The organism is Lutibacter holmesii, assembly GCF_042679665.1.
GTDB lineage: Bacteria > Bacteroidota > Bacteroidia > Flavobacteriales > Flavobacteriaceae > Lutibacter > Lutibacter holmesii.
The window spans coordinates 183,243-202,881 of the sequence record NZ_JBHTMV010000003.1; the positions used below are offsets into that span (position 1 = coordinate 183,243).

The 19,639-nt window shown below is 27.9% G+C and carries 27 protein-coding genes; 9 read left to right on the forward strand and 18 right to left on the reverse strand.

Annotated features, from left to right (window positions below):
* Positions 1-54: 54 nt before the first annotated feature.
* From ACFQ5N_RS03505 to recA, 4 genes are all read right to left on the reverse strand, one after another.
* The gene (locus ACFQ5N_RS03505; protein ID WP_386807787.1) at positions 55-618 is read right to left on the reverse strand and encodes a TetR/AcrR family transcriptional regulator; all 564 of its coding nucleotides are present in this window, start codon (positions 616-618) and stop codon (positions 55-57) included.
* Positions 619-684: 66 nt separating this feature from the next.
* The gene (locus ACFQ5N_RS03510; RefSeq protein ID WP_386807789.1) at positions 685-1,623 is read right to left on the reverse strand and encodes an ABC transporter ATP-binding protein; all 939 of its coding nucleotides are present in this window, start codon (positions 1,621-1,623) and stop codon (positions 685-687) included.
* A gap of 62 nt (positions 1,624-1,685) precedes the next feature.
* On the reverse strand, positions 1,686-2,105 hold the full coding sequence (locus ACFQ5N_RS03515; protein ID WP_386807791.1) for a hypothetical protein: 420 nt from the start codon (positions 2,103-2,105) through the stop codon (positions 1,686-1,688).
* Between the two features lie 3 nt (positions 2,106-2,108).
* Positions 2,109-3,119 (reverse strand): recombinase RecA, encoded by a 1,011-nt coding sequence (gene recA, locus ACFQ5N_RS03520; protein ID WP_386807793.1) that lies wholly within the window; start codon positions 3,117-3,119, stop codon positions 2,109-2,111.
* Between the two features lie 150 nt (positions 3,120-3,269).
* Here recA and ACFQ5N_RS03525 point away from each other — a divergent pair, with 150 nt between their 5' ends.
* From ACFQ5N_RS03525 to ACFQ5N_RS03535, 3 genes are read left to right on the forward strand one after another with little or no spacing between them, the layout of a single operon-like run.
* Positions 3,270-3,731 (forward strand): DinB family protein, encoded by a 462-nt coding sequence (locus ACFQ5N_RS03525; protein WP_386807794.1) that lies wholly within the window; start codon positions 3,270-3,272, stop codon positions 3,729-3,731.
* Between the two features lie 10 nt (positions 3,732-3,741).
* Positions 3,742-4,083, forward strand: a complete 342-nt coding sequence (locus tag ACFQ5N_RS03530; RefSeq protein ID WP_386807796.1) for a cupin — start codon at positions 3,742-3,744, stop codon at positions 4,081-4,083.
* Between the two features lie 9 nt (positions 4,084-4,092).
* Positions 4,093-4,488 carry an ACT domain-containing protein gene (locus ACFQ5N_RS03535; protein ID WP_386807798.1) on the forward strand — a complete coding sequence of 132 codons (396 nt, stop codon included), beginning with the start codon at positions 4,093-4,095 and terminating at the stop codon, positions 4,486-4,488.
* Positions 4,489-4,569: 81 nt separating this feature from the next.
* On the opposite strand, the gene ACFQ5N_RS03540 is transcribed toward ACFQ5N_RS03535, so the two are convergent.
* The 7 genes from ACFQ5N_RS03540 to ACFQ5N_RS03570 all read right to left on the reverse strand — a co-directional run bounded on the left by ACFQ5N_RS03540 (position 4,570) and on the right by ACFQ5N_RS03570 (position 9,331).
* Positions 4,570-5,286, reverse strand: coding sequence for a 3-ketoacyl-ACP reductase (locus ACFQ5N_RS03540; protein ID WP_386807799.1), 717 nt, complete (start codon positions 5,284-5,286; stop codon positions 4,570-4,572).
* A gap of 177 nt (positions 5,287-5,463) precedes the next feature.
* On the reverse strand, positions 5,464-6,237 hold the full coding sequence (locus tag ACFQ5N_RS03545) for a peroxiredoxin-like family protein (protein ID WP_386807801.1): 774 nt from the start codon (positions 6,235-6,237) through the stop codon (positions 5,464-5,466).
* Between the two features lie 63 nt (positions 6,238-6,300).
* On the reverse strand, positions 6,301-6,861 hold the full coding sequence (locus ACFQ5N_RS03550) for a TetR/AcrR family transcriptional regulator (RefSeq protein WP_386807803.1): 561 nt from the start codon (positions 6,859-6,861) through the stop codon (positions 6,301-6,303).
* A gap of 127 nt (positions 6,862-6,988) precedes the next feature.
* Positions 6,989-7,417: a DUF1801 domain-containing protein gene (locus tag ACFQ5N_RS03555; RefSeq protein ID WP_386807805.1), complete on the reverse strand. Its 429-nt coding sequence runs from the start codon at positions 7,415-7,417 to the stop codon at positions 6,989-6,991.
* A complete protein-coding gene (locus ACFQ5N_RS03560) occupies positions 7,417-7,998 on the reverse strand; it encodes an NUDIX domain-containing protein (RefSeq protein ID WP_386807807.1) in 582 nt (193 codons plus the stop codon). The genes ACFQ5N_RS03555 and ACFQ5N_RS03560 overlap by 1 nt, the downstream gene beginning before the upstream one ends.
* Positions 7,999-8,001: 3 nt before the next feature.
* The gene (locus ACFQ5N_RS03565) at positions 8,002-8,445 is read right to left on the reverse strand and encodes a GNAT family N-acetyltransferase (RefSeq protein WP_386807808.1); all 444 of its coding nucleotides are present in this window, start codon (positions 8,443-8,445) and stop codon (positions 8,002-8,004) included.
* Position 8,446: 1 nt separating this feature from the next.
* Positions 8,447-9,331 carry a hypothetical protein gene (locus ACFQ5N_RS03570; RefSeq protein WP_386807810.1) on the reverse strand — a complete coding sequence of 295 codons (885 nt, stop codon included), beginning with the start codon at positions 9,329-9,331 and terminating at the stop codon, positions 8,447-8,449.
* A 42-nt stretch (positions 9,332-9,373) separates the two neighbouring features.
* Here ACFQ5N_RS03570 and ACFQ5N_RS03575 point away from each other — a divergent pair, with 42 nt between their 5' ends.
* A complete protein-coding gene (locus ACFQ5N_RS03575) occupies positions 9,374-9,760 on the forward strand; it encodes a TM2 domain-containing protein (protein WP_386807812.1) in 387 nt (128 codons plus the stop codon).
* A gap of 54 nt (positions 9,761-9,814) precedes the next feature.
* Here ACFQ5N_RS03575 and ACFQ5N_RS03580 read toward each other — a convergent pair whose 3' ends face one another.
* The 4 genes from ACFQ5N_RS03580 to ACFQ5N_RS03595 form a co-directional block, all read right to left on the reverse strand.
* Positions 9,815-10,723: a cation diffusion facilitator family transporter gene (locus tag ACFQ5N_RS03580; RefSeq protein WP_386807813.1), complete on the reverse strand. Its 909-nt coding sequence runs from the start codon at positions 10,721-10,723 to the stop codon at positions 9,815-9,817.
* A 15-nt stretch (positions 10,724-10,738) separates the two neighbouring features.
* Positions 10,739-11,179 carry an RpiB/LacA/LacB family sugar-phosphate isomerase gene (locus ACFQ5N_RS03585; protein WP_386807814.1) on the reverse strand — a complete coding sequence of 147 codons (441 nt, stop codon included), beginning with the start codon at positions 11,177-11,179 and terminating at the stop codon, positions 10,739-10,741.
* Between the two features lie 566 nt (positions 11,180-11,745).
* The gene (locus ACFQ5N_RS03590; protein ID WP_386807815.1) at positions 11,746-11,904 is read right to left on the reverse strand and encodes a hypothetical protein; all 159 of its coding nucleotides are present in this window, start codon (positions 11,902-11,904) and stop codon (positions 11,746-11,748) included.
* Positions 11,905-11,979: 75 nt separating this feature from the next.
* Positions 11,980-12,900 carry a diacylglycerol/lipid kinase family protein gene (locus ACFQ5N_RS03595; protein ID WP_386807816.1) on the reverse strand — a complete coding sequence of 307 codons (921 nt, stop codon included), beginning with the start codon at positions 12,898-12,900 and terminating at the stop codon, positions 11,980-11,982.
* A 111-nt stretch (positions 12,901-13,011) separates the two neighbouring features.
* On the opposite strand from ACFQ5N_RS03595, the gene rnr reads away from it, so the two are divergent.
* The 3 genes from rnr (at position 13,012) to tatA (ending at position 16,236) form a co-directional block, all read left to right on the forward strand.
* Positions 13,012-15,216: a ribonuclease R gene (rnr, locus tag ACFQ5N_RS03600; RefSeq protein WP_386807818.1), complete on the forward strand. Its 2,205-nt coding sequence runs from the start codon at positions 13,012-13,014 to the stop codon at positions 15,214-15,216.
* Between the two features lie 64 nt (positions 15,217-15,280).
* Positions 15,281-15,949, forward strand: coding sequence for a head GIN domain-containing protein (locus ACFQ5N_RS03605; RefSeq protein WP_386807819.1), 669 nt, complete (start codon positions 15,281-15,283; stop codon positions 15,947-15,949).
* Positions 15,950-16,038: 89 nt separating this feature from the next.
* Complete coding sequence (gene tatA / locus ACFQ5N_RS03610; protein ID WP_386807820.1) at positions 16,039-16,236, forward strand: twin-arginine translocase TatA/TatE family subunit; 198 nt, start codon at positions 16,039-16,041, stop codon at positions 16,234-16,236.
* A gap of 74 nt (positions 16,237-16,310) precedes the next feature.
* On the opposite strand, the gene ACFQ5N_RS03615 is transcribed toward tatA, so the two are convergent.
* The gene (locus tag ACFQ5N_RS03615; RefSeq protein ID WP_386809020.1) at positions 16,311-16,628 is read right to left on the reverse strand and encodes a heavy metal-binding domain-containing protein; all 318 of its coding nucleotides are present in this window, start codon (positions 16,626-16,628) and stop codon (positions 16,311-16,313) included.
* 1 nt (position 16,629) lies between these two features.
* Positions 16,630-17,553 carry an SPFH domain-containing protein gene (locus tag ACFQ5N_RS03620; RefSeq protein ID WP_386807821.1) on the reverse strand — a complete coding sequence of 308 codons (924 nt, stop codon included), beginning with the start codon at positions 17,551-17,553 and terminating at the stop codon, positions 16,630-16,632.
* A 230-nt stretch (positions 17,554-17,783) separates the two neighbouring features.
* On the opposite strand from ACFQ5N_RS03620, the gene ACFQ5N_RS03625 reads away from it, so the two are divergent.
* The gene (locus ACFQ5N_RS03625) at positions 17,784-18,152 is read left to right on the forward strand and encodes a 6-phosphogluconate dehydrogenase (protein ID WP_386807822.1); all 369 of its coding nucleotides are present in this window, start codon (positions 17,784-17,786) and stop codon (positions 18,150-18,152) included.
* Positions 18,142-18,687, forward strand: a complete 546-nt coding sequence (locus ACFQ5N_RS03630; protein ID WP_386807824.1) for an acyl-CoA thioesterase — start codon at positions 18,142-18,144, stop codon at positions 18,685-18,687. The genes ACFQ5N_RS03625 and ACFQ5N_RS03630 overlap by 11 nt, the downstream gene beginning before the upstream one ends.
* Here ACFQ5N_RS03630 and ACFQ5N_RS03635 read toward each other — a convergent pair whose 3' ends face one another.
* Positions 18,688-19,629 carry a TIGR01212 family radical SAM protein gene (locus ACFQ5N_RS03635; protein ID WP_386807826.1) on the reverse strand — a complete coding sequence of 314 codons (942 nt, stop codon included), beginning with the start codon at positions 19,627-19,629 and terminating at the stop codon, positions 18,688-18,690. It abuts the gene before it with no gap.
* Positions 19,630-19,639 lie beyond the last annotated feature (10 nt).

Here is a 19,639-nt window from a genome sequence, read left to right on the forward strand (position 1 = left end):
TTAGATTTAGCAGTTTATGATTGAGTATTCAATCAATATATGATTCAAATTTTTTTAAGGTTTTAAATAATTATAATACATTTCCCAAGCTTGTTCAATAAATACTTGATCGTGACGTAAAGCAGGAAATTGTGTGATATGTTTTACCATTGAAGTAATTAAACTAAACATAGAATTCATTAAAAAATGCGTATCAATATCTTTAATAATTTTAGCGTTTATAAACTCTTGAATTAACTGCATAAAAAAGTCTATATTTTTAATTAATTCTGGATATTGATTTACAGAAACCGAACAACTTGTATGATCAATTTGAAGTAAAAACCTATATTTTAAAGGATTATCTAATCCCCAATTCCAAGAATTAGACCATATTAATCGTATTTTTCCTATATCAGAATTAATTTTATCAATATCAGTTAAAATACTTTCGGTCAATTCCTTTTTTATAGCAACATATAACTCGCTAATTAAATCATCCTTTGTTTTAAAATAATGGAATAAAATACCAGCACTTACACCAGCTTCTTTTGAAATAGCTGAAGTAGGTGTAGCGTGTAAACCTCTTTCAACAAAAAGTTTAGTTGCCGCTGCTAATAATAATTCTCTTTTATCCATGTGTGAATTGACTAATTACTCAACAAAAGTAATTTAAAAAATAGAAATCACAAACAAAACTTTCAGTTATTTAATATTGAGGTATACTTTTTCGTTTTCTGAAAGGCTTTTTGAATGTTCAAAATAAATAGATTTTCCTTGTAAATCAGCTTCAATTAAATAACAAACCCCTTTAAAATAAGATTTTACAACAGTAGCTTTAAACTCGGATTTTTTTGCAATTTTAATTTGATTGGGATAACGAAGTAAAATTTCTTCGGAAGTATTTGGGTTTAAAATAGTTGAAGAAATTTCATTTATTTCATTAAAAAAAGAAGCCACATAACCAGATACTGGATTGTTATAAATTTCTTGTGGTGTTCCTTTAGCAACAATTTCAGCATTTTTTAACACAATAATTTCATCAGCAAAAGAAAGAGCATCTGTAGTGTCATGTGTGGCAACTACACATAAAATATTTTTAGATTTTAAATATTTAAATAAACTTCTACGTAATTTATTTTTTCTAAAATTATCAATATGACTAAAAGGTTCATCAAGTAATAAAACTTCGGGTTCTTTTGCCAATACTTTAGCAATTGCAACACGTTGCTTTTGACCACCACTTAGGTTTACAACCTTTGTTTTTAAAAACTCAGTCATATCTACCACTTCAAGTAATTCAGAAATTCTACGGCTTCTATTTTCGTCTAAATAAGACAAATGTTTCCCTATATTTTCTTCAACAGTAATGTAGGGCATTAAATCAAAATCCTGAGGTAAATATTTCATGAAAGGTTCACCTGGAATTAATTGAAACTTAGGACCGCGTAATTTAATATTATTCCAATAAACGCTTCCTTTTTCAATGTGAAGTAATCCATAAATTATTTCTAATAGCGTACTTTTACCACAACCACTTTCACCAACAATAGCAATATAATTTCCTTTATTAGCCGTAAAACTAATATTATTTAATACTTCTTTTGAAGTATAACCAAACCCTACATTTTCAACTTTTAACATGGCTTCAAAATACAAAACGCCTTAATAAATAAGGCGTTTTAATTTACTTTTATAAAAACTAATTAAAATGATAATTCTAAATTATCAAGTGCATTAGTTAATTGGTTTTCGTTAAAACTAATATCTAATAATTCAATAGCTCTTTCAACAGTGCAACAATATTCAGTTGTAATATCAAGTATACCAAACTCCTCTTGCATAAGATGCGTTAAAGCAGTAATCATAGGCTTATCAACTAATTGAACAGAAACATGATTTTTTTGAATTATATTTTTTTTAACATCTAATAATAAAGCAATATCCTCATTATTAAATACATATTCAACATATCTTAAATCTACCAAAAATTTGTTTATAGATTTCCATTCAGGTGTTTGCACAAAAGCAAGTACTTGTTGCTTATAAGTTTCAAAACACCAAACTCCTTCGTATCTTAAAACTAAAAGTTGGTTTTCTTCAAAAACTTGGTACTTAATAATCATTTTTTAATCTTCCTGATTATTAATAACATATTTAATTTTTGTTTCTAACTCTTCAGCCAATTCAGGATTGTCTAAAATTAATCCTTTCACAGCGTCACGTCCTTGACCTAATTTAGTATCACCATAACTAAACCAAGATCCGCTTTTCTTCACAATTCCAAATTCAACAGCTAAATCTAAAATTTCACCTGTTTTTGAAATTCCTTTTCCGTACATAATATCAAATTCAGCAATTTGGAAAGGTGGCGCAACTTTGTTTTTTACCACTTTTACTTTAGTACTGTTTCCAATAACTCTATCTCCATCTTTTATTTGAGTTCTTCTACGAATATCTATACGTACTGAAGCATAAAACTTTAAGGCATTACCACCCGTTGTAGTTTCAGGGTTACCAAACATTACACCAATTTTTTCACGTAATTGGTTAATAAATATTACTGTACAATTTGTTTTATGAATTGTACCAGTTAATTTACGTAAAGCTTGTGACATTAAACGTGCGTGTAATCCCATTTTAGAATCACCCATTTCACCTTCAATTTCACTTTTTGGTGTTAACGCCGCAACTGAATCTACCACAACAATGTCAATAGCACCAGAGCTAATTAAATTGTCTGCAATTTCAAGAGCTTGTTCTCCGTAATCAGGTTGAGAAATAATTAAATTATCAATATCAACACCCAAATTTTCAGCATAAAAACGATCAAAAGCGTGTTCAGCATCAATAAAAGCAGCAATACCACCAGCTTTTTGAGCCTCGGCAATAGCGTGTAATGTTAATGTAGTTTTACCCGATGATTCTGGTCCATAAATTTCAATTACTCTTCCGCGAGGATATCCACCAACACCTAAAGCCAAATCTAATCCTAATGATCCTGTTGAAATTGCATCAATATCATCTACTGCAACATCACTCATTTTCATTACAGTTCCTTTTCCGTATGCTTTATCTAATTTATCTAAGGTAAGTTGTAACGCTTTTAATTTTGCCCCTTTTACTTTGTCTTCTGCCATAATCCAATTATATCTGTTAATTTATTAGTCGCTAAAATATAAAAAAGTATTGACTATATTTAGCCTTTATTTATAATTCTATTAACTGTTTTCAACATGAAAAAACAAGCTTTATTTCTCTTTTTTTTAATCACAATTTTTAACCAAACTATGGCACAAAACACTGTAATTTCAGCATTTTTATTGAAATGGGAAAACTCTAAAAACTATTTAATTGAGATGGCTGAATTAATGCCTGAAGAACATTATAATTACAAGCCTACAGAAAGACAAATGAGTTTTCAAGAACAATTACTTCATATTAGAAGTAATATGGTTTGGCTAAGTGAAACTAATTTTGTGGATGACACTTACATAAAATCAGAAAAAATAGCTCCAAAAACAAAAGAAGAATTGATACTTGAATTAACAAATTCATTTGATAAAGTAACTGAAATTATAACATCAATTTCTGAAGAAGATTTAACCACTCAAGTTGACTTTTTTGCAGGTCCAAAAAGTAAATTACAAATTCTAAATTTACTACAAGATCACGTAACACATCACCGCGGACAATTAATTATTTATTTAAATTTAAACAATATTACACCTCCAAAATATAGAGGTTGGTAACAAACAAATTATGAAAAAATCATCACTTACAGAACATATTACTTATAACGAAAATAAAGCAGCCATCTCAGTTTTATTTGAAACTGAAACTACTAAAGAAATTAGAATAGTTATGAAGAAAGATCAGGTTATGAAAGAACATAAAACTTCTTTTCCTATTACTGTTGAAATTTTTGAAGGCGCTATAAATTTTGGTGTAAATGGTAATGTTTACAATTTAGTGAAAGGAGATTTGGTAGCGTTAGAAGCAAGTGTTCCACACGATTTAGTAGCTGCAAAAGATAGTATTGTAAGGTTAACCTTATCAAAACTTGATACGGTTGATAGTGTTATAAAAGTATCAGAATCGTAAACAGTTTCTATGGCAGGAGAAACAAACTTAAATACTCTTATAAAGGGTATGACACCCAAATTAAACAACGGAGATTATGTATTTTGTACCGTACAAAATTTAGAACAAATCAACCGAAATGATACCATTTGTGAGTTTACAGAAGCTGAAGGTACAACCATTGTACTTGAACAAAACAAAGCAGATTTTTTAAACCTAAACTATGAGTATATTGCTTCTTGGATTACGTTAACCATACACTCTTCATTAAATGCGGTAGGCTTAACAGCGCTATTTTCAACTGAATTAGCTAAAAATAATATTAGTTGTAATGTAATTGCTGGCTACTATCACGATCATATTTTTGTTGATAAAAATGATGCAAACAAAGCACTGAATGTATTAAAAAATCTTTCTAAAAAATAGCTATTAAAATAAATCAACCTTAACTTTTGTTTAAAACAAAGGCTAAGGTTGACAAAAATATTTACTATTTAAAAACTATTTTTATGGATTTGTAGACCATAAAGAAGCACCTGCCATCATAGCTCTTCTTGGTAAATTTAAACCAGCAACAATTAATTCAGCAAAATCTTCAGGCTGTAATACTTTGTCTTCAGAATCTTTATTAGCAATACCTAATTCTATAGACATATCAGAAACAATGGTACTTGGTGTTAACGTAGTAACTCTAATATTGTTTTTACGCACTTCTTTCATTAATGATTGTGACAAACCAATAACCGCAAATTTTGATGCTGAATATGCAGAAGTAGTAGCATTACCATTTAAACCAGCTGTTGAAGCCACATTAATAATATCTCCTTCATTTTTTTCAATTAAATACGGTAACACTTCTTTAGTAACATAATACATTCCCATTACGTTTGTTTGGATAATATTTTCCCAAAGTTTTACATCCATGTCATTTAAAGAACCAAACGCTGCAATACCTGCATTGTTTACTAAAATATCTACGCCGCCTAAATTTGAAATTATATTTTTAATTCCAATTTGTACTTCTTCATAAGTACCAACATCAAAAATTTCGTAAAAAGCGTTTACACCCAATCCTTGTAATTCTGCAACTGTTTCTTTCAGTTTTTCTTCGTTTCTACCTGTAATTGCAACATCAATTCCTTCTTTTGCAAACGCAATTGCAGTAGCTTTTCCAAGTCCACGACTTCCACCAGTAATGATGGCTTTTTTGTTCTTTAATTCCATTTATATTTATTTTATGTTGAAGTGAAATGTTCACTTTATGTTATACGTTTCTTAAATAATTACGAATTATTTTATAAAGACAAAGTTGCGATTTTATTAACTTAATTCTAAGTTTAACTACAAATTTATTTAAACCACTCATAATTAAACTTAGAATTACTTTCTATAAAAAACGTTTTATTTTAATTGATGAAGCGCAGTAATAATTTCACTAGGTTCAGCTCTTTTTTTATAATCTTCATCTAAAAATGCGTATTGAATTATTCCGTTTTTATCAATAACATATGTTGCAGCTAAAGGAAGTTCGCTACTAGAATTTCCATTATATGTTGACAAACCAAAACCTTTTTCGTACATAGATGCTATCGTTGAATTTAATTGATATACAACACCATATTCTTTTCCTACTTTATTGTTAATATCACTTAAAACAGTAAATTCTAATTCATTTTTTTCTGAAGTACTTAACGATTTGTCTGGTAATTCTGGTGTTAAAGCCATAAGTGTTGCACCTGCTTTAGTAAACTCAGGTAAATTGTCTTGTAAAGCATGTAAAGTAATATTACAATACGGACACCAACCACCACGGTACCAAGTTAAAATAACTGGTCCATTTTTTAATTCATCATATAAAGAAACAGGTGTATTAGTTGCATTATTTAGGGTGAAATTTGGCGCTTTATCGCCAACTTTTAATGCACTTTCTAATACTCCAGAATTTTTTACATCTTCAATACCTTTAGCATAAGCTTTCTTTTTTTCTTCAGAAGATTTTGCAGCTGAAGCTGCTGCTTTTTTAGAAAGCAACGCTTCTAATTCTCCTTGTTTATTTGTGGTTTCCATTTTACTTGTTTCTGCTTTAATTGTAGATTCTTTTTTACTTTCTTTTGTTTGGCAACTAACAGTTAGTGCCAATACCATAATAATGATTGCTGTTGTTTTTTGTAACATTGTTTTTAGTTTAAATTATTTATTTTAACTAAGCAAATGCTTAGTTTTATTTTAAAAAAAAGCTTATATATTTTTAAATGTCATTTCAATATAATCTTCTATTTCTTGCTTAGTATTTACTCTTGCTGCTGCCGCTAAACCGTGTTTTGCCAATAACAAATAGTTTGCTTGCTTCAAAACAGTTTCTTCATTTTTTGTTGAATCTATTTTTAATTTTTCAATAAAAATAGCCTTTAAACTAGCCATAAAATCAATCATTTGATTTTTAATTTCTTCATCTTCACTCTCAATAAATTCATTATATGTATTTGTAACTAAACAGCCTTTGTAATCTAAATCATTTGTTTTTTGAATAGAATCATAAAAGAACTGTTTTATGTCTTCTAAACCTTTGTTTGATGCTTTTAACTTATTAAAAATTACAGCATTTCTTTTTCTATATTCTTTAAGACTCGCTACAAAAACTCCGTGTTTATTTCCAAAACTGGCGTAAATGGAAAATTGGTTGATTCCCATTTCCTTTTCTAACATACGAACCGAAGTATTTTCGTAACCATTTCTCCAAAACAAATACATTGCTTTTTCAATTACTTCTGCTTCGTTATATTGCTTTTTTCGTGCCATTGTTTCTAAAATACTTTACAAAACTAAGCAATCGTTTAGAAATAAAAAAATCAAATATTTTTTTATAATTGATAAATAATTTAAAGTCAGAATATAAGTGTTTATTTTTATGAAAAACTAAACTATGTTATAATCCTAATAAAGGTAAATGCTTCACTTTATGATAAGTTAAAGCGGTTGCAATACATTTTTTCAATTCTTCTTCTGGAATTTTATCCTCTAAATTAAAAATGATAGCTCTGTTTCCTTGAAACTTAAATTTGTTTTTAAAAACTGTTTTAAAAGTAGGTATTAGTTGACTGGTACATTTAAAATACATAGCATATTGTGTTGGTTGTTTTGGTTTCCAATCTATACGTAAGGTACTTCCTTTTTTTACCAAATAACTGGGTTCTCCCCACTTTAAAGTTTCTTCAATAACAACTATTTCATCAATTTCAGAAGCGGTTTCAATAATTAATTTTCGTAGCTGTTCAATTTTAGGTTTTACAGTTTCAGGATACTTATTAAAAACTAAGGAAACTTTTGGGTTGGTCTTAATTTTTAAGGGAACCATTAAACTAAATTATGAATTTTGGCATATTGCAATAAAATAATGGTTTTTGCATCGCAAATTTCACCTGTATAAACCATTTCTAAAGCTTTATTAAAAGCTATTTCTATTACTTCAATTTCTTCGCTTTCTTCTTCTAATCCACCGCCTTCACTAATTTTCATATTGTCAGCATATTCAGCAATAAAATAGAATAATTTTTCAGTCACTGCTCCAGGTGTAGAATAGATTTCAAGTATTTTTTTAGGATTTGAAATTTTATAGCCTGTTTCTTCTTCGGCTTCTTTTATAATACAAGTTAAAGGATCATCAGCATCTAATAAACCAGCGCAAACTTCAATCATCATACCATTAGCGTGTTCATTTAAATAACTTGGCATTCTAAATTGTTTGGTAAGAATAACTGTTTTTTTTAATGGATTGTATAATAAAATTGCGGCTCCGTTACCACGATCATAACATTCACGTTGTTGGTTTTGCCAATTACCGTTTTTTGTTTGATAGTCAAAATCTACCTTATCTAATTTGTACCAATTATCAGATAAATTTTTAACGCTGTTTATTTTTACTCTTGGGTTTTCCATACTTTATTTTTTTAGCATTCCTATATGCGGAATTCCATCTTCTAAATATTCGTTTCCAATCATTTTAAAATCAAAAGATTCGTAAAATTTTTTTAAATATTTTTGAGCAGATATTTTTATTTCAGTTTCATTAAAATAAGATTGTATAGCTTTAATAGAATATATCATAATTATGTGTCCGTAACCATATTTTCGTTCATTTTTTGCAACTACAACTCTTCCAATACTGGCTTTTTCAAAATAATCACCAGGTTTAAAAATACGGGTATAAGCAATTAATTTTTTATGTTTATAACCTAAAACGTGTACCGCTTTTTGATCTTTATAATCAATATCTTGATACACGCAATCTTGTTCAACTACAAAAACTTCACTTCTAAGTTGTAAAGCTTCATAAAGTTCTTCTTTAGTAAGTTCAGCAAAAGTTTTGGTTGTTATTTGAAGCATACTATGGTTTATAAATAATATTAATTTTTGAAGATTTTCCAGATTCTAAACTTGTAGAAATAGTATGTTGAACCTCTCCATCTTTTAAAATTACTTTGGCTGTATTTGGAGGAATAGTTCCGTTATTATTAGCTAATATTTCAACTAAATTTTCACCTTCAATTAAATCTAATTCAACAATTCGTTTTTCTTTTTTTACAGCATATTTTCTAAAAACGGTTTTTTTATTAAACGTTAAAGAAATTAAATCTCCATCTTCTTTTCCATTATCCCAAATTTCTAAAATAAATTTATTTCCTTTAGAGAAAACCGTTAACACATCGTCACTTTTAAGTGTGTTAGGTTTTATTTCATTTAAAAAATGTTCTTTTGTAAATTTTGTTTTAGTAACACTATCAATCTTTTTAGTTTTACTTATTTTTTTAGAAACTTTTTCAATTTTATCAAAGGCATCTTTTAAACTAACCAACAATAATTTACCAGTAGCGCAGGTATCTTTATTATGATATAAACCAACAAAATCACCTTGAATTGAAGGTTTATCTTTTTCAATTTTAAGTTTTGCATCAACATTTATAAAACAAAAAATATCTTCAATTTCTTTAGATTTTGTATATAGTATTGAACTTTCTTTTAATACTATATTTTTTTCTTTGCTATTGTAAGTACCTGTAAGTTCTGATTTTGTTTCATCTTTACCATTAATATCAGTATAAGAGAATCCAGAAATTTTAGAATCTTTTATATCAAATTGAATTCTATAAGTAATTAATGCATTATTTTCTAAAATTAAAGTTCCAATAAAATCATAATTCTCTACTGTTTGCGCGACTAAAGAAAAATTAATAAAAATTAAAAAGCTTAATACTTTGTTTTTTATATTCATATACCTATTTTTAAGCTAAATTAATTAAATTATTAAATTATTATGAAAAATTTACTTGTAATGAGAAAATCATTCATTTTCTCAATGGTTGCCCTTTCTTTTTTATTGTTTTCAACCAATGCATTTGCATCATTTCCGGTTAAAAAATCAACTAATACTGAAACTTCAGTAGTAATGGATGCGGATACAAATGCAGATAGTGCGGATATTGCAGTAGTAGGAAGTGGTAAAAGTCAACTAACAGCATTACTTTTAGTAATATTTTTAGGTTGGTTAGGTGTTCATAGATTTTACTTAGGTTATATTTGGCAAGGTGTTGTTCAATTATTAACACTAGGTGGATTTGGTATTTGGGCTTTAATTGACCTTATTAGAATTATTACTGGTGACTTACAACCTAAAAATGGTCCATATTCAAAAACTCTATAGTTTTTTTATTTTCCCATTTAAAAAAAAGGCGATGTGTTAAACATCGCCTTTTTTTTAATCTTGTTTTATCAATTCTTTTACATCATCTCTATTCAACTCGGGTTGTAAATTAGAATGATTTATATGAAAATTATCTAATAATATTTTTTCTACTTTTTCACACACTACATCAAATTGTGATAAACTAATATCGTTATTAAACTGTATATGCGCTTCAAAATGGCAATCGTGGTCATTTAATTGCCAAATATGAACGTGATGTATATTTTTAATTTCTTCAACTTTTAAAACTTCTAAAACTACTTCATCAATATTAATATGTTTTGGAGCAAATAACATTAATATTTTGGTTGAATCTATTAAAATACTCCAGCTCATATAAATTAAATACAACGAAATTATAAGAGTTAACAACGCATCTATCCAATAAATTTGATAGTATTTCATTAATAAACCTCCTGCTAAAACAGCAACTGAAGTTAACATATCAGTTAATAAATGAAGATATGCCGATTTCATATTTAAATTATGATCAGCATCTTTTTTAAGTAATAATACGCTAAACCCGTTAACAGCAATTCCTAAAATTGCCAACCAAATAACCAAATTACTTTCAATTTCTTGCGGATTGTTAAAACGTTCAATAGCTTCTTTTGCTAAAAAAATTGCAACAACAATTAAAGATGCTGAATTGATAAAAGCTGCAATAATTTCAGCACGTTTATAACCAAAAGTATACTGTTTTGTTTGTTTCTTTTTTTTAGTTAAAATATTTGCTATATAACTAATTACTAATGAAATAACATCAGAAAAATTATGAACAGCATCTGAAATTAATGCCAAACTTCCTGAAAGAAATCCGCCAATAATTTGGGCAACAGTAATAATAATATTTAGTACTATAGATAGTAATAAATTTTTACCTGATAAAGTGGGATGATGGTGTGAGTGATTGTGACTCATGTTTGTTAACAATAATTAGCAACAGCTTTTTGTTGGAATTTTATCAATTCTTGTTTGGTGACGGCCACCTTCAAACTCAGTATTTAAAAATATTTCTACAAATCCTAAAGCTTGTTGTAATGATACAAAACGCGCAGGAATAGTTAACACATTTGCATCATTATGCAATCTAATTAATTCTACAATTTCATTGTTCCAAACCAAACCAGCTCTAATACCTTGATGTTTATTAGCTGTCATTTGAGCACCATTACCGCTTCCGCATAAAATAATACCATAAGTAGCTTTTCCAGATTCAACAGCATCAGCAACCGGATGAATTGCGTCAGAATAATCCATACTATCATTTGTATTGGTTCCAAAGTTTAAAACTTTTATACCTTTACTTTCTAATAGTTTTATAATTTCAAATTTGTACTCAGTACCAGCGTGATCATTACCAATTGCAATTACCATAAATATGTATTGTTAATAAGTTAAAGTACAAAAATACAAATTCAGGCTTATTAACAGTAAAAAATCTAATTGTTAATAGCATTTTTTAAAAAACTGATTTACAATAACTTTACATTTTATAAACATTGTGGAAAAGTTTACAGTCAAAAAAGAAAACTATTTTTTGATAATTACTAAGAATAGTTTAATGCAAAAATTGACATGACTTTTCCAAATTTTTTTATTGATTTTTAATTTAAAGTTGTGAACCATTTTTAGAACGGTTGTTAACATTCAAAAGGTGAAATTTTATTCAATAAATCTGTTAATTAACACTATTAACATACTGTTAACAACTACCATAATTTTATTGATTTTAAAGTCTTTAAAGTTTTAATAATTGTTAATAGTATTCTATAAGTCATAAATCAAAATTTAAAAGGAAGTATTTATGCCACATATTAACACACTATAATAACAAAAAATATTTTTTAAATTTTTTAAATTCTTTTTTATAATATATATATATGTTTATAACTAAAGTTAATTTTAAAAAATTGAAAGTAAATTGAATTATGAATTTTAAATTATAGTTTAATTGATAATTTTAAAGCAGTAGATGGAAGCGTAACTGTTTCTATTGGATCTTCAGTAGAAAAAGTAGTATTGATACTTTCTATAGTTACAAGTATGCCAACTAAGAAAATAAGCATAAAAAAGATAATTATTTTATATAATCGCTTCATAATTAATGTCTTCTATATGTTAAAGACGAAATAATTATAAGGATGTTACAAATTTATTAAGATTTTTTTAACGTTTTACGTTTTAGGAACAATAAAAGTTAACGCTTTTGGAAGTATAGTTACTTTAAAATCTCCTGAACCTATTAATTCTCCATCGGCTTGTATATAGGTTTCTTGTTTATCTAATACTTTCACTTCTATTGTAGAAGTTTTATAGTTTTCAACAATTTTATGTTTTGTAATGTTCCCGTTAAATAAGCCTTTAATATTAGTTAATAATTGTAGTAATGAAATATTTTTAACAAATGAAATGTCAAACAAACCATTAAAAGGATTTGGATTTTGAGTTAATTGCATGCCACCGCCACAATAGGTACCAATTCCAATAAATAAAAGTAAGGTATTGCTTTTTAAAGTGTTATTGTTAAAATTAATTTCAAGCAATGGTTTTTTATAACTAATTAAACTAACCAAAGCACCAGTTAAATAAGCTAAAGAACCTAAATTTTTAAATTTATGCACTTTATTAACAACATAACCGTCAAAACCAATTCCGGCTAAATTATTAAAGTAAATACTTGTATTTGTGTTAGTTATATTAATTTTCCCAATATCTTGTTGTATAGTATGTGCGTTTTTTAAGGTGTTAATTGCAGTTTTAAAATTAGTTGAAATACCATAGGTTTTTATCCAATCGTTTCCAGTTCCAATAGGAATTACACCAATTTTTATTTTAGAAATATTAGGTGTATTTAATATAAAAATACCATTTACAATACTATGTAAAGTACCATCTCCGCCCACACAAATAAAATTTTGAAATCCTTTTTCAATGGCATTTTTAACCAATATAATGGCGTGATCTTTGTGTTTTGTAACTGAAAATTCAAACTGAAACTGTTGTGCTTTTAATTCATTAAAAATAAGTGGCCATTTCTTTTTTGAAGCGCCATTTCCTGAAGTAGGATTTACAATTACAAACCAATTTTGCTGCATATAATTCAGTTCAAATTTTATGCAAAATACAAATCATTACTTATATAAGGTTTTATTAACACAGTAAAAGTTAAATAGTTGTACTTTTGAAGTAATTATAAAATGAATTTAATGTCGAAGAAGAAAAAATTATATAAAAAGAAAGGCAACGTAATTAAGGATTTAACACGAAAAATATTAAAATTATTAAATCAAAATGCTTCAAATAGTTTTAATTATAAGCAAATTGCTGCCAAATTAGATGTGACTGATGCAAACGGAAGAAATCAAATTATTCAAAAATTAGAAGAATTAAAAGGGCAAAAAAAGGTAAAAGAAGAAGCACGAGGTAAGTTTAAAATAGTACCGTTAGATAAATATTATATTGGAGTTTTAGATGCTACTTCTAACGGAAATGCTTATTTTGTTTGTGATGAATTAGAAAAAGATATTTACATTCCTGCGCGTAATTTAAACCATGGTTTAGATAAAGATACCGTTAAAATTTACTTATACAATCGTAGAAATAGCAGCAAACAAGAAGGTGATGTTGTTGAAATAATTAAACGTGCAAAAACAGAGTTTGTAGGTGTTTTACAACTAAATAAAAACTTTGGTTTTTTAGTACCTGATGATGCTAAAATGTATGCAGATATTTTTATTCCAAAAGATAAATTAAAAGGTGCTGAAGATGGTGTAAAAATATTAGCTAAAATGACTGATTGGCCAGCAAATTCAAAAAATCCTTTTGGTGAAGTTGTCACTGTTTTAGGAATGCCTGGTGACCATGAAACTGAAATTCATTCAATTTTATTAGAATACGGATTGCCTTATGAATTTCCAAAAAATGTAGAAGAAGAAGCTTCAAAAATATCTTTCGAAATAACTGAAGAAGAAATTGCAAAGCGTAGAGATATGCGTAAAGATTTAACCTTTACCATTGACCCTAAAGATGCGAAAGATTTTGATGATGCTTTGTCTTTTGAAGTGTTAGAAAATGGAAATTATGAAATAGGAATTCATATTGCAGATGTTTCGCATTATGTGCAAGAAAAAACTATTATTGAAGATGAAGCTTATGAAAGAGCAACATCTGTTTATTTGGTTGATAGAGTAGTACCAATGCTTCCAGAAGTATTATCAAATGGGGTATGTTCTTTACGTCCAAATGAAGAAAAATTAACTTTTTCAGCCGTTTTTGAAATGAATGAAAAAGGACACGTAGTAAAAGAATGGTTTGGAAGAACAGTTACGTATTCTGATAAACGTTTTGCTTATGAAGAAGCGCAAGAAATTATTGAAACCAAAGAAAATAAAGTTTCACAAGAAATTTCAATAACTGGAGAAGCATATACAGTGCAACCTGAAATTGTAACAGCAATTTTAAAATTAGATGAACTTGCTAAAAAACTTCGAAAAAAGCGTTTACAGCAAGGCGCTATTACTTTTGATAGAGTTGAAGTTAAATTTAATTTGAATGAAAATGCAGAGCCTGTAGGTGTATTTTTTAAAGAATCTAAAGATGCCAATAAATTAATTGAAGAATTTATGTTGTTAGCCAATAGAAAAGTGGCTGAATTTATTGGAAGAAAAAAAGGTGTTCCATCTAAAAATACATTTGTGTATAGAGTTCATGACGAGCCAGATTTAGACAAATTAGCATCATTACAAACTATTGTTAGTAAATTTGGATATAAAAATATTATTGATACAAAAGATAAAAAAACAACCTCTTCAACTTTAAATCAGTTATTGAAAGATGTACACGGTAAAGGTGAAGCAAATATGATTGAAACCTTAGCGGTTCGTTCAATGAGTAAGGCGGTTTACACAACTGAAAATATTGGACATTACGGATTGGCATTTGATTATTACAGTCATTTTACATCGCCTATTCGTCGTTATCCTGATGTAATGACACATCGTTTATTACAGCATTATTTAGATGGCGGAAAATCTCCAAAAGCTGAAGCGTACGAAGAAAAATGTAAACACGCTTCAAACCAAGAATATTTAGCTTCAAAAGCCGAAAGATCTTCTATTAAGTATATGCAAATTAAATATATGGAAGATCATAAAGATCAAGAATTTGAAGGCGTAATTTCAGGAGTTACAGAATGGGGAATTTATGTTGAAATTATTGAAAATAAATGCGAAGGAATGGTGCGTATTCGTGAAATTAAAGACGATTATTATATTTTTGATGAAAAACAATATGCCTTAGTTGGTCAATCTACTAAAAATTTATATCAACTTGGTGATCACGTATTTATCAAAGTAAAAAATACAGACTTAGAACGTAAACATTTAGATTTTACATTAATTGAAAATAAGTAACAAATAATTAAACTATAAAACACAATTATTTCTTTTTATAAAAGTTATAAAACAAACAGCAATCATGAAAAAATTAGCATTATTACTATTATTTACAAGCGCTCTTGCTTTTGGTCAAGAAACTATTGAAACTAACTTAGGAGATTTTAACACCTTAAAAATATTTAGTGGTTTAAAGGTTGAATTGATAAAATCGGATGTTTCAAAAGTGGTAATTACTGGCTCTAAAGCCAGTCAAGTTTCCATTAAAAATAAAAATGGAATTTTAAAATTTAGTATAAAATTTATTGAAGGGTTTAAATATGATGATGTAGCTATTAAATTATACTATACTAATATTCCTACCTTAGATGCTAATGAAGGTTCACATATTTTTTCTAATGAAGTTATAAAACAACAACACTTAGAATTAAAAACACAAGAAGGTGCAACTATTAATGCTGCTTTAGATGTAAAGTATTTAACAGTGAAAACAGTTTCTGGCGGAATTATAGAAGTTAGTGGTACTGTTGATAATCAAACTATTGAAGGTAATACTGGCGGAATTTATGAAGGTTTTGAAGTTGAAAGTACACATACAACTGCGGTATCATCAGCTGGTTCAGTTGTTGAAGTAAATGTTTCTGAAATGTTAGATGCAAAAGTTAATTTTGGCGGAACTATTTATTACAAAGGAAATCCTGAAGAATTAAAAACAAAGAAAGTAATTGGAGGAAAAATAGAAAGCAAGTAAGTTTTATTCAACCAGCAAAAATAGGGTTGTATAAAATATCATCTTAGTTTTGAATTAATTACTATCTTTGTAACACAAAATTTTAAAAAATGAATGCACTTACTATATTTATTGGAATGGTTGGTCCTTGGCAATGGATAATTATTGGCTTAGCCATTTTATTATTGTTTGGAGGTAAAAAATTACCAGAGTTAATGAAAGGTCTTGGTGGCGGAATTAAAGAATTTAAAAAAGCAACGCAAGATGATGAAGATGATGAAAATAAAAAAGTTGAAGAAAAAAAATAGTATTACAACTATATTTTAAATAAAAAAACCTGTACAAATTGTACAGGTTTTTTTATTTAAAATATTAAAGATTCTTAAAATTTAATAGCAGTACCTGAAGCGGTAACCATTAACATTCCGCCATTTGGACCAACGGTTTCATAATCCAAATCAACACCAATTACGGCGCTTGCGCCAAGTTTAGATGCTTCTTCTTTCATTTCTCTTAAAGCGGTGTCTTTTGCTTCTCTTAATACACGTTCATAAGAACCAGATCTTCCACCAACAATATCTCTAATTCCTGCAAAAAAATCTTTAAAAATATTGGCACCAATAATGGTTTCACCAGTTACAATTCCTAAATATTCTTTTACTTGGTGTGTTTCAATAGTATTTGTAGTTGAAAGTATCATATTATTCATTTTCTAATTTTTTTTTATCAATTTTAGACGATTCGTTAATTTTATTTGCAGCAACCAAACTTGTAACCATATCATTTAACATAGAACTTGCAGCGTTTGGATTGTTAGGTAATAAAATTAAGTTAGAATTGGTGTCTTGTCCAATACTTTGTAAAGTATCATAATGTTGGGTAATAACAATTAAAGCTGAAGCTTCTTGGCTGTTAATTCCGGCACCGTTTAGTACATCAACACTTTCTTCTAAACCACGTGCAATTTCTCTACGTTGGTCTGCAATACCTTTACCTTGTAGACGTTTACTTTCAGCTTCTGCTTTGGCACGTTCAACAATTAAAATACGTTGTGCATCACCTTCGTGTTGAGCAGCAATTTTTTCACGATCAGCTGCGTTAATTCGGTTCATGGCAATTTTCACTTTTTCATCAGGATCAATATCTGTTACCAATGCTTTAATAATATCATATCCATACTCAAGCATTGCTTGTTTTAAATCACGTTGAATAGCTAATGCAATTTCTTCTTTCTTTTCAAAAACATCATCTAAAATCATTTTAGGAACTTCAGCTCTAACAACATCAAAAATAAAGGCGGTAATTTGTTCATCAGGATTTTGAAGTTTGTAAAAAGCATCATACACGTGATCAGGTCTAATTAAAAATTGAACTGATATTTTTAAATGTACAAATACGTCATCTTTTGTTTTTGTTTCTACAATTACATCTAATTGTTGTACACGTAAACTTACACGTCCTGCAATTTTATCAACAAGTGGAATTTTAAGTTTTAAACCTGCACTTCTTATACTATCAAATTTTCCAAAACGTTCAACTATAGCCGCAGTTTGTTGTTTTACGGTAAATAAACCTGTAGCAATAATTACTACAAGAAAAAAAATAAAAATATAGGTTCCAATCATTTTATAAAATATTAAAGGTTAAATTAATTATTAAAGATACAATATTTTAAAATCTTTATTAACTTGTTTACTATAATATGTTGTAAACTTTTATTAATTGTTACAGCATTTTTCACTTAAAATTAATTAACAGGCTTTTATATTTTGTAAAATCTGTGATTTTTTACTCAGTTTTATTAAAAACCATTTAACTTTGTGTTAAATCCTACGTTAAAAAATTTAATATTATTATGAAAAAAATTCTTTTAAGTACTCTTGGTGTTGTATTAATTGGTTCCCTTTTATATTTTTTATTTGTTTATTATGTAACCTATAGTAATGGTTACAGAGCTGGTGAATTGGTGAAATTTAGCCATAAAGGTGTTGTTTTTAAAACGTGGGAAGGTGAAATAAGCCAAGGTGTTTCTGAAGGACAAATTTTTAAATTTTCTGTTGAAGATAACGAAAAAGAATTGATACAAAAACTAGGTGAATATCAAGGAGCTTATGTGAGATTAACTTACAAAGAGCGCTTTAAAACATTTTTTTGGTTAGGAGATACAAAGTACTATGTAACTAAGGTTGAAAAAACAGAAAGAAACAAAATTTATGAGCAATAATTTTAGAAGAGCAGTTGATTCAGAAGTAATATTAACTGAATTAATGTTACCATCGCATTCAAATTTTAGTGGAAAAATTCACGGAGGTTTTATTTTATCATTAATGGATAAAGCTGCCTTTGCTTCTGCTTCTAAATTTTCTGGTCAATATTGTGTAACAGCTTCTGTAAATAGAGTAGATTTTTTAAATGCTATTGAAGTTGGTGAGTTGGTTACCTTAAGAGCAAGAGTAAATTACGTTGGAAGATCTTCTATGGTTGTAGGTATTCGTGTTGAATCGCAAAATATTAGAACTGGAATTGTAAAACATTGTAACTCTTCTTATTTTTCAATGGTTGCTAAAGATTTAGATGGAAAACCTGTACAAGTTCCTGGGTTAATTATAGAAGATGAAAGTGGTTTACGAAGATTTTTACGTTCTATAAAACATATTAATATGAGAAATGCACGTAAAATTGAATTTAGCCGAGAAAATTTTGTTGCTAAAGATTACCATGATATTTTAAAAAATTACAACGTTAAAATTACGATGTAATTAACAAGGTTGATTTACATACTTTTTTCCTTGCCACGTATTTTTTTCAATTAACTTTTTATCAATTTTAGCTACAATTTCAAAATTTTTAAGTCGGCCCCATTTTGGTGCAATCAATAAATTTGGAGGAGCTTCACTAATAAAACGCTCTATAATAATATCTGGGCGAATAATTGAAATAAATTCAGTAATAAAATCTATATATTCTTGAGCGGTAAATAACTTAAATTTTTCAGGATTTCTGTTGTATTCAACCGCCATTACAGAGTTTTTTACAATTTGTAAATGATGTAATTTTAAGGTTGCAATTGGTAGTTTTGAAAGTTCAAAAGCGTGTTGTAATAAATCTTGTTTTGTTTCACCTGGCAATCCTAAAATAATATGTGCTCCTAAGTGAAAACCTTTGTTTTTACATAATTTGTAAGTTGCTTTGGTATCTTCAAACGTATGGCAACGGTTTACTTCTAACAAAGTTTTTTCGTTGGTACTTTCAACTCCAAATTCTAATGAAATAAAATAGTTTTTAGACAATTCATCTAAATAATTAATAATTTCTTCAGAAATACAATCAGGACGTGTACCAATAACCAAACCAACAACTTTAGGAACACTTAAAGCCTCATCGTACAATTTTTTAAGCGATTCAAAATCTGAATAAGTATTTGTGTATGCTTGAAAATAAGCCAAGTATTTGTTATTTTTTCCTTTTCTTGAAAAGAACTCAATACCTTGTTCTAACTGTTGTTTTACACTTTTTTGTGGCTCGCAATAATCAGGATTAAAAGTGTTATTATTGCAATACGTACAACCACCAAATCCTTTAGAACCATCTCGATTTGGGCACGAAAAACCAATATCTAATGATATTTTTTGAACACGCTCACCAAAATTTAATTTGATGAATGAGCTATAATCTAAATATCGTTTTCCTGTAATTTTCATGGATTTGTTT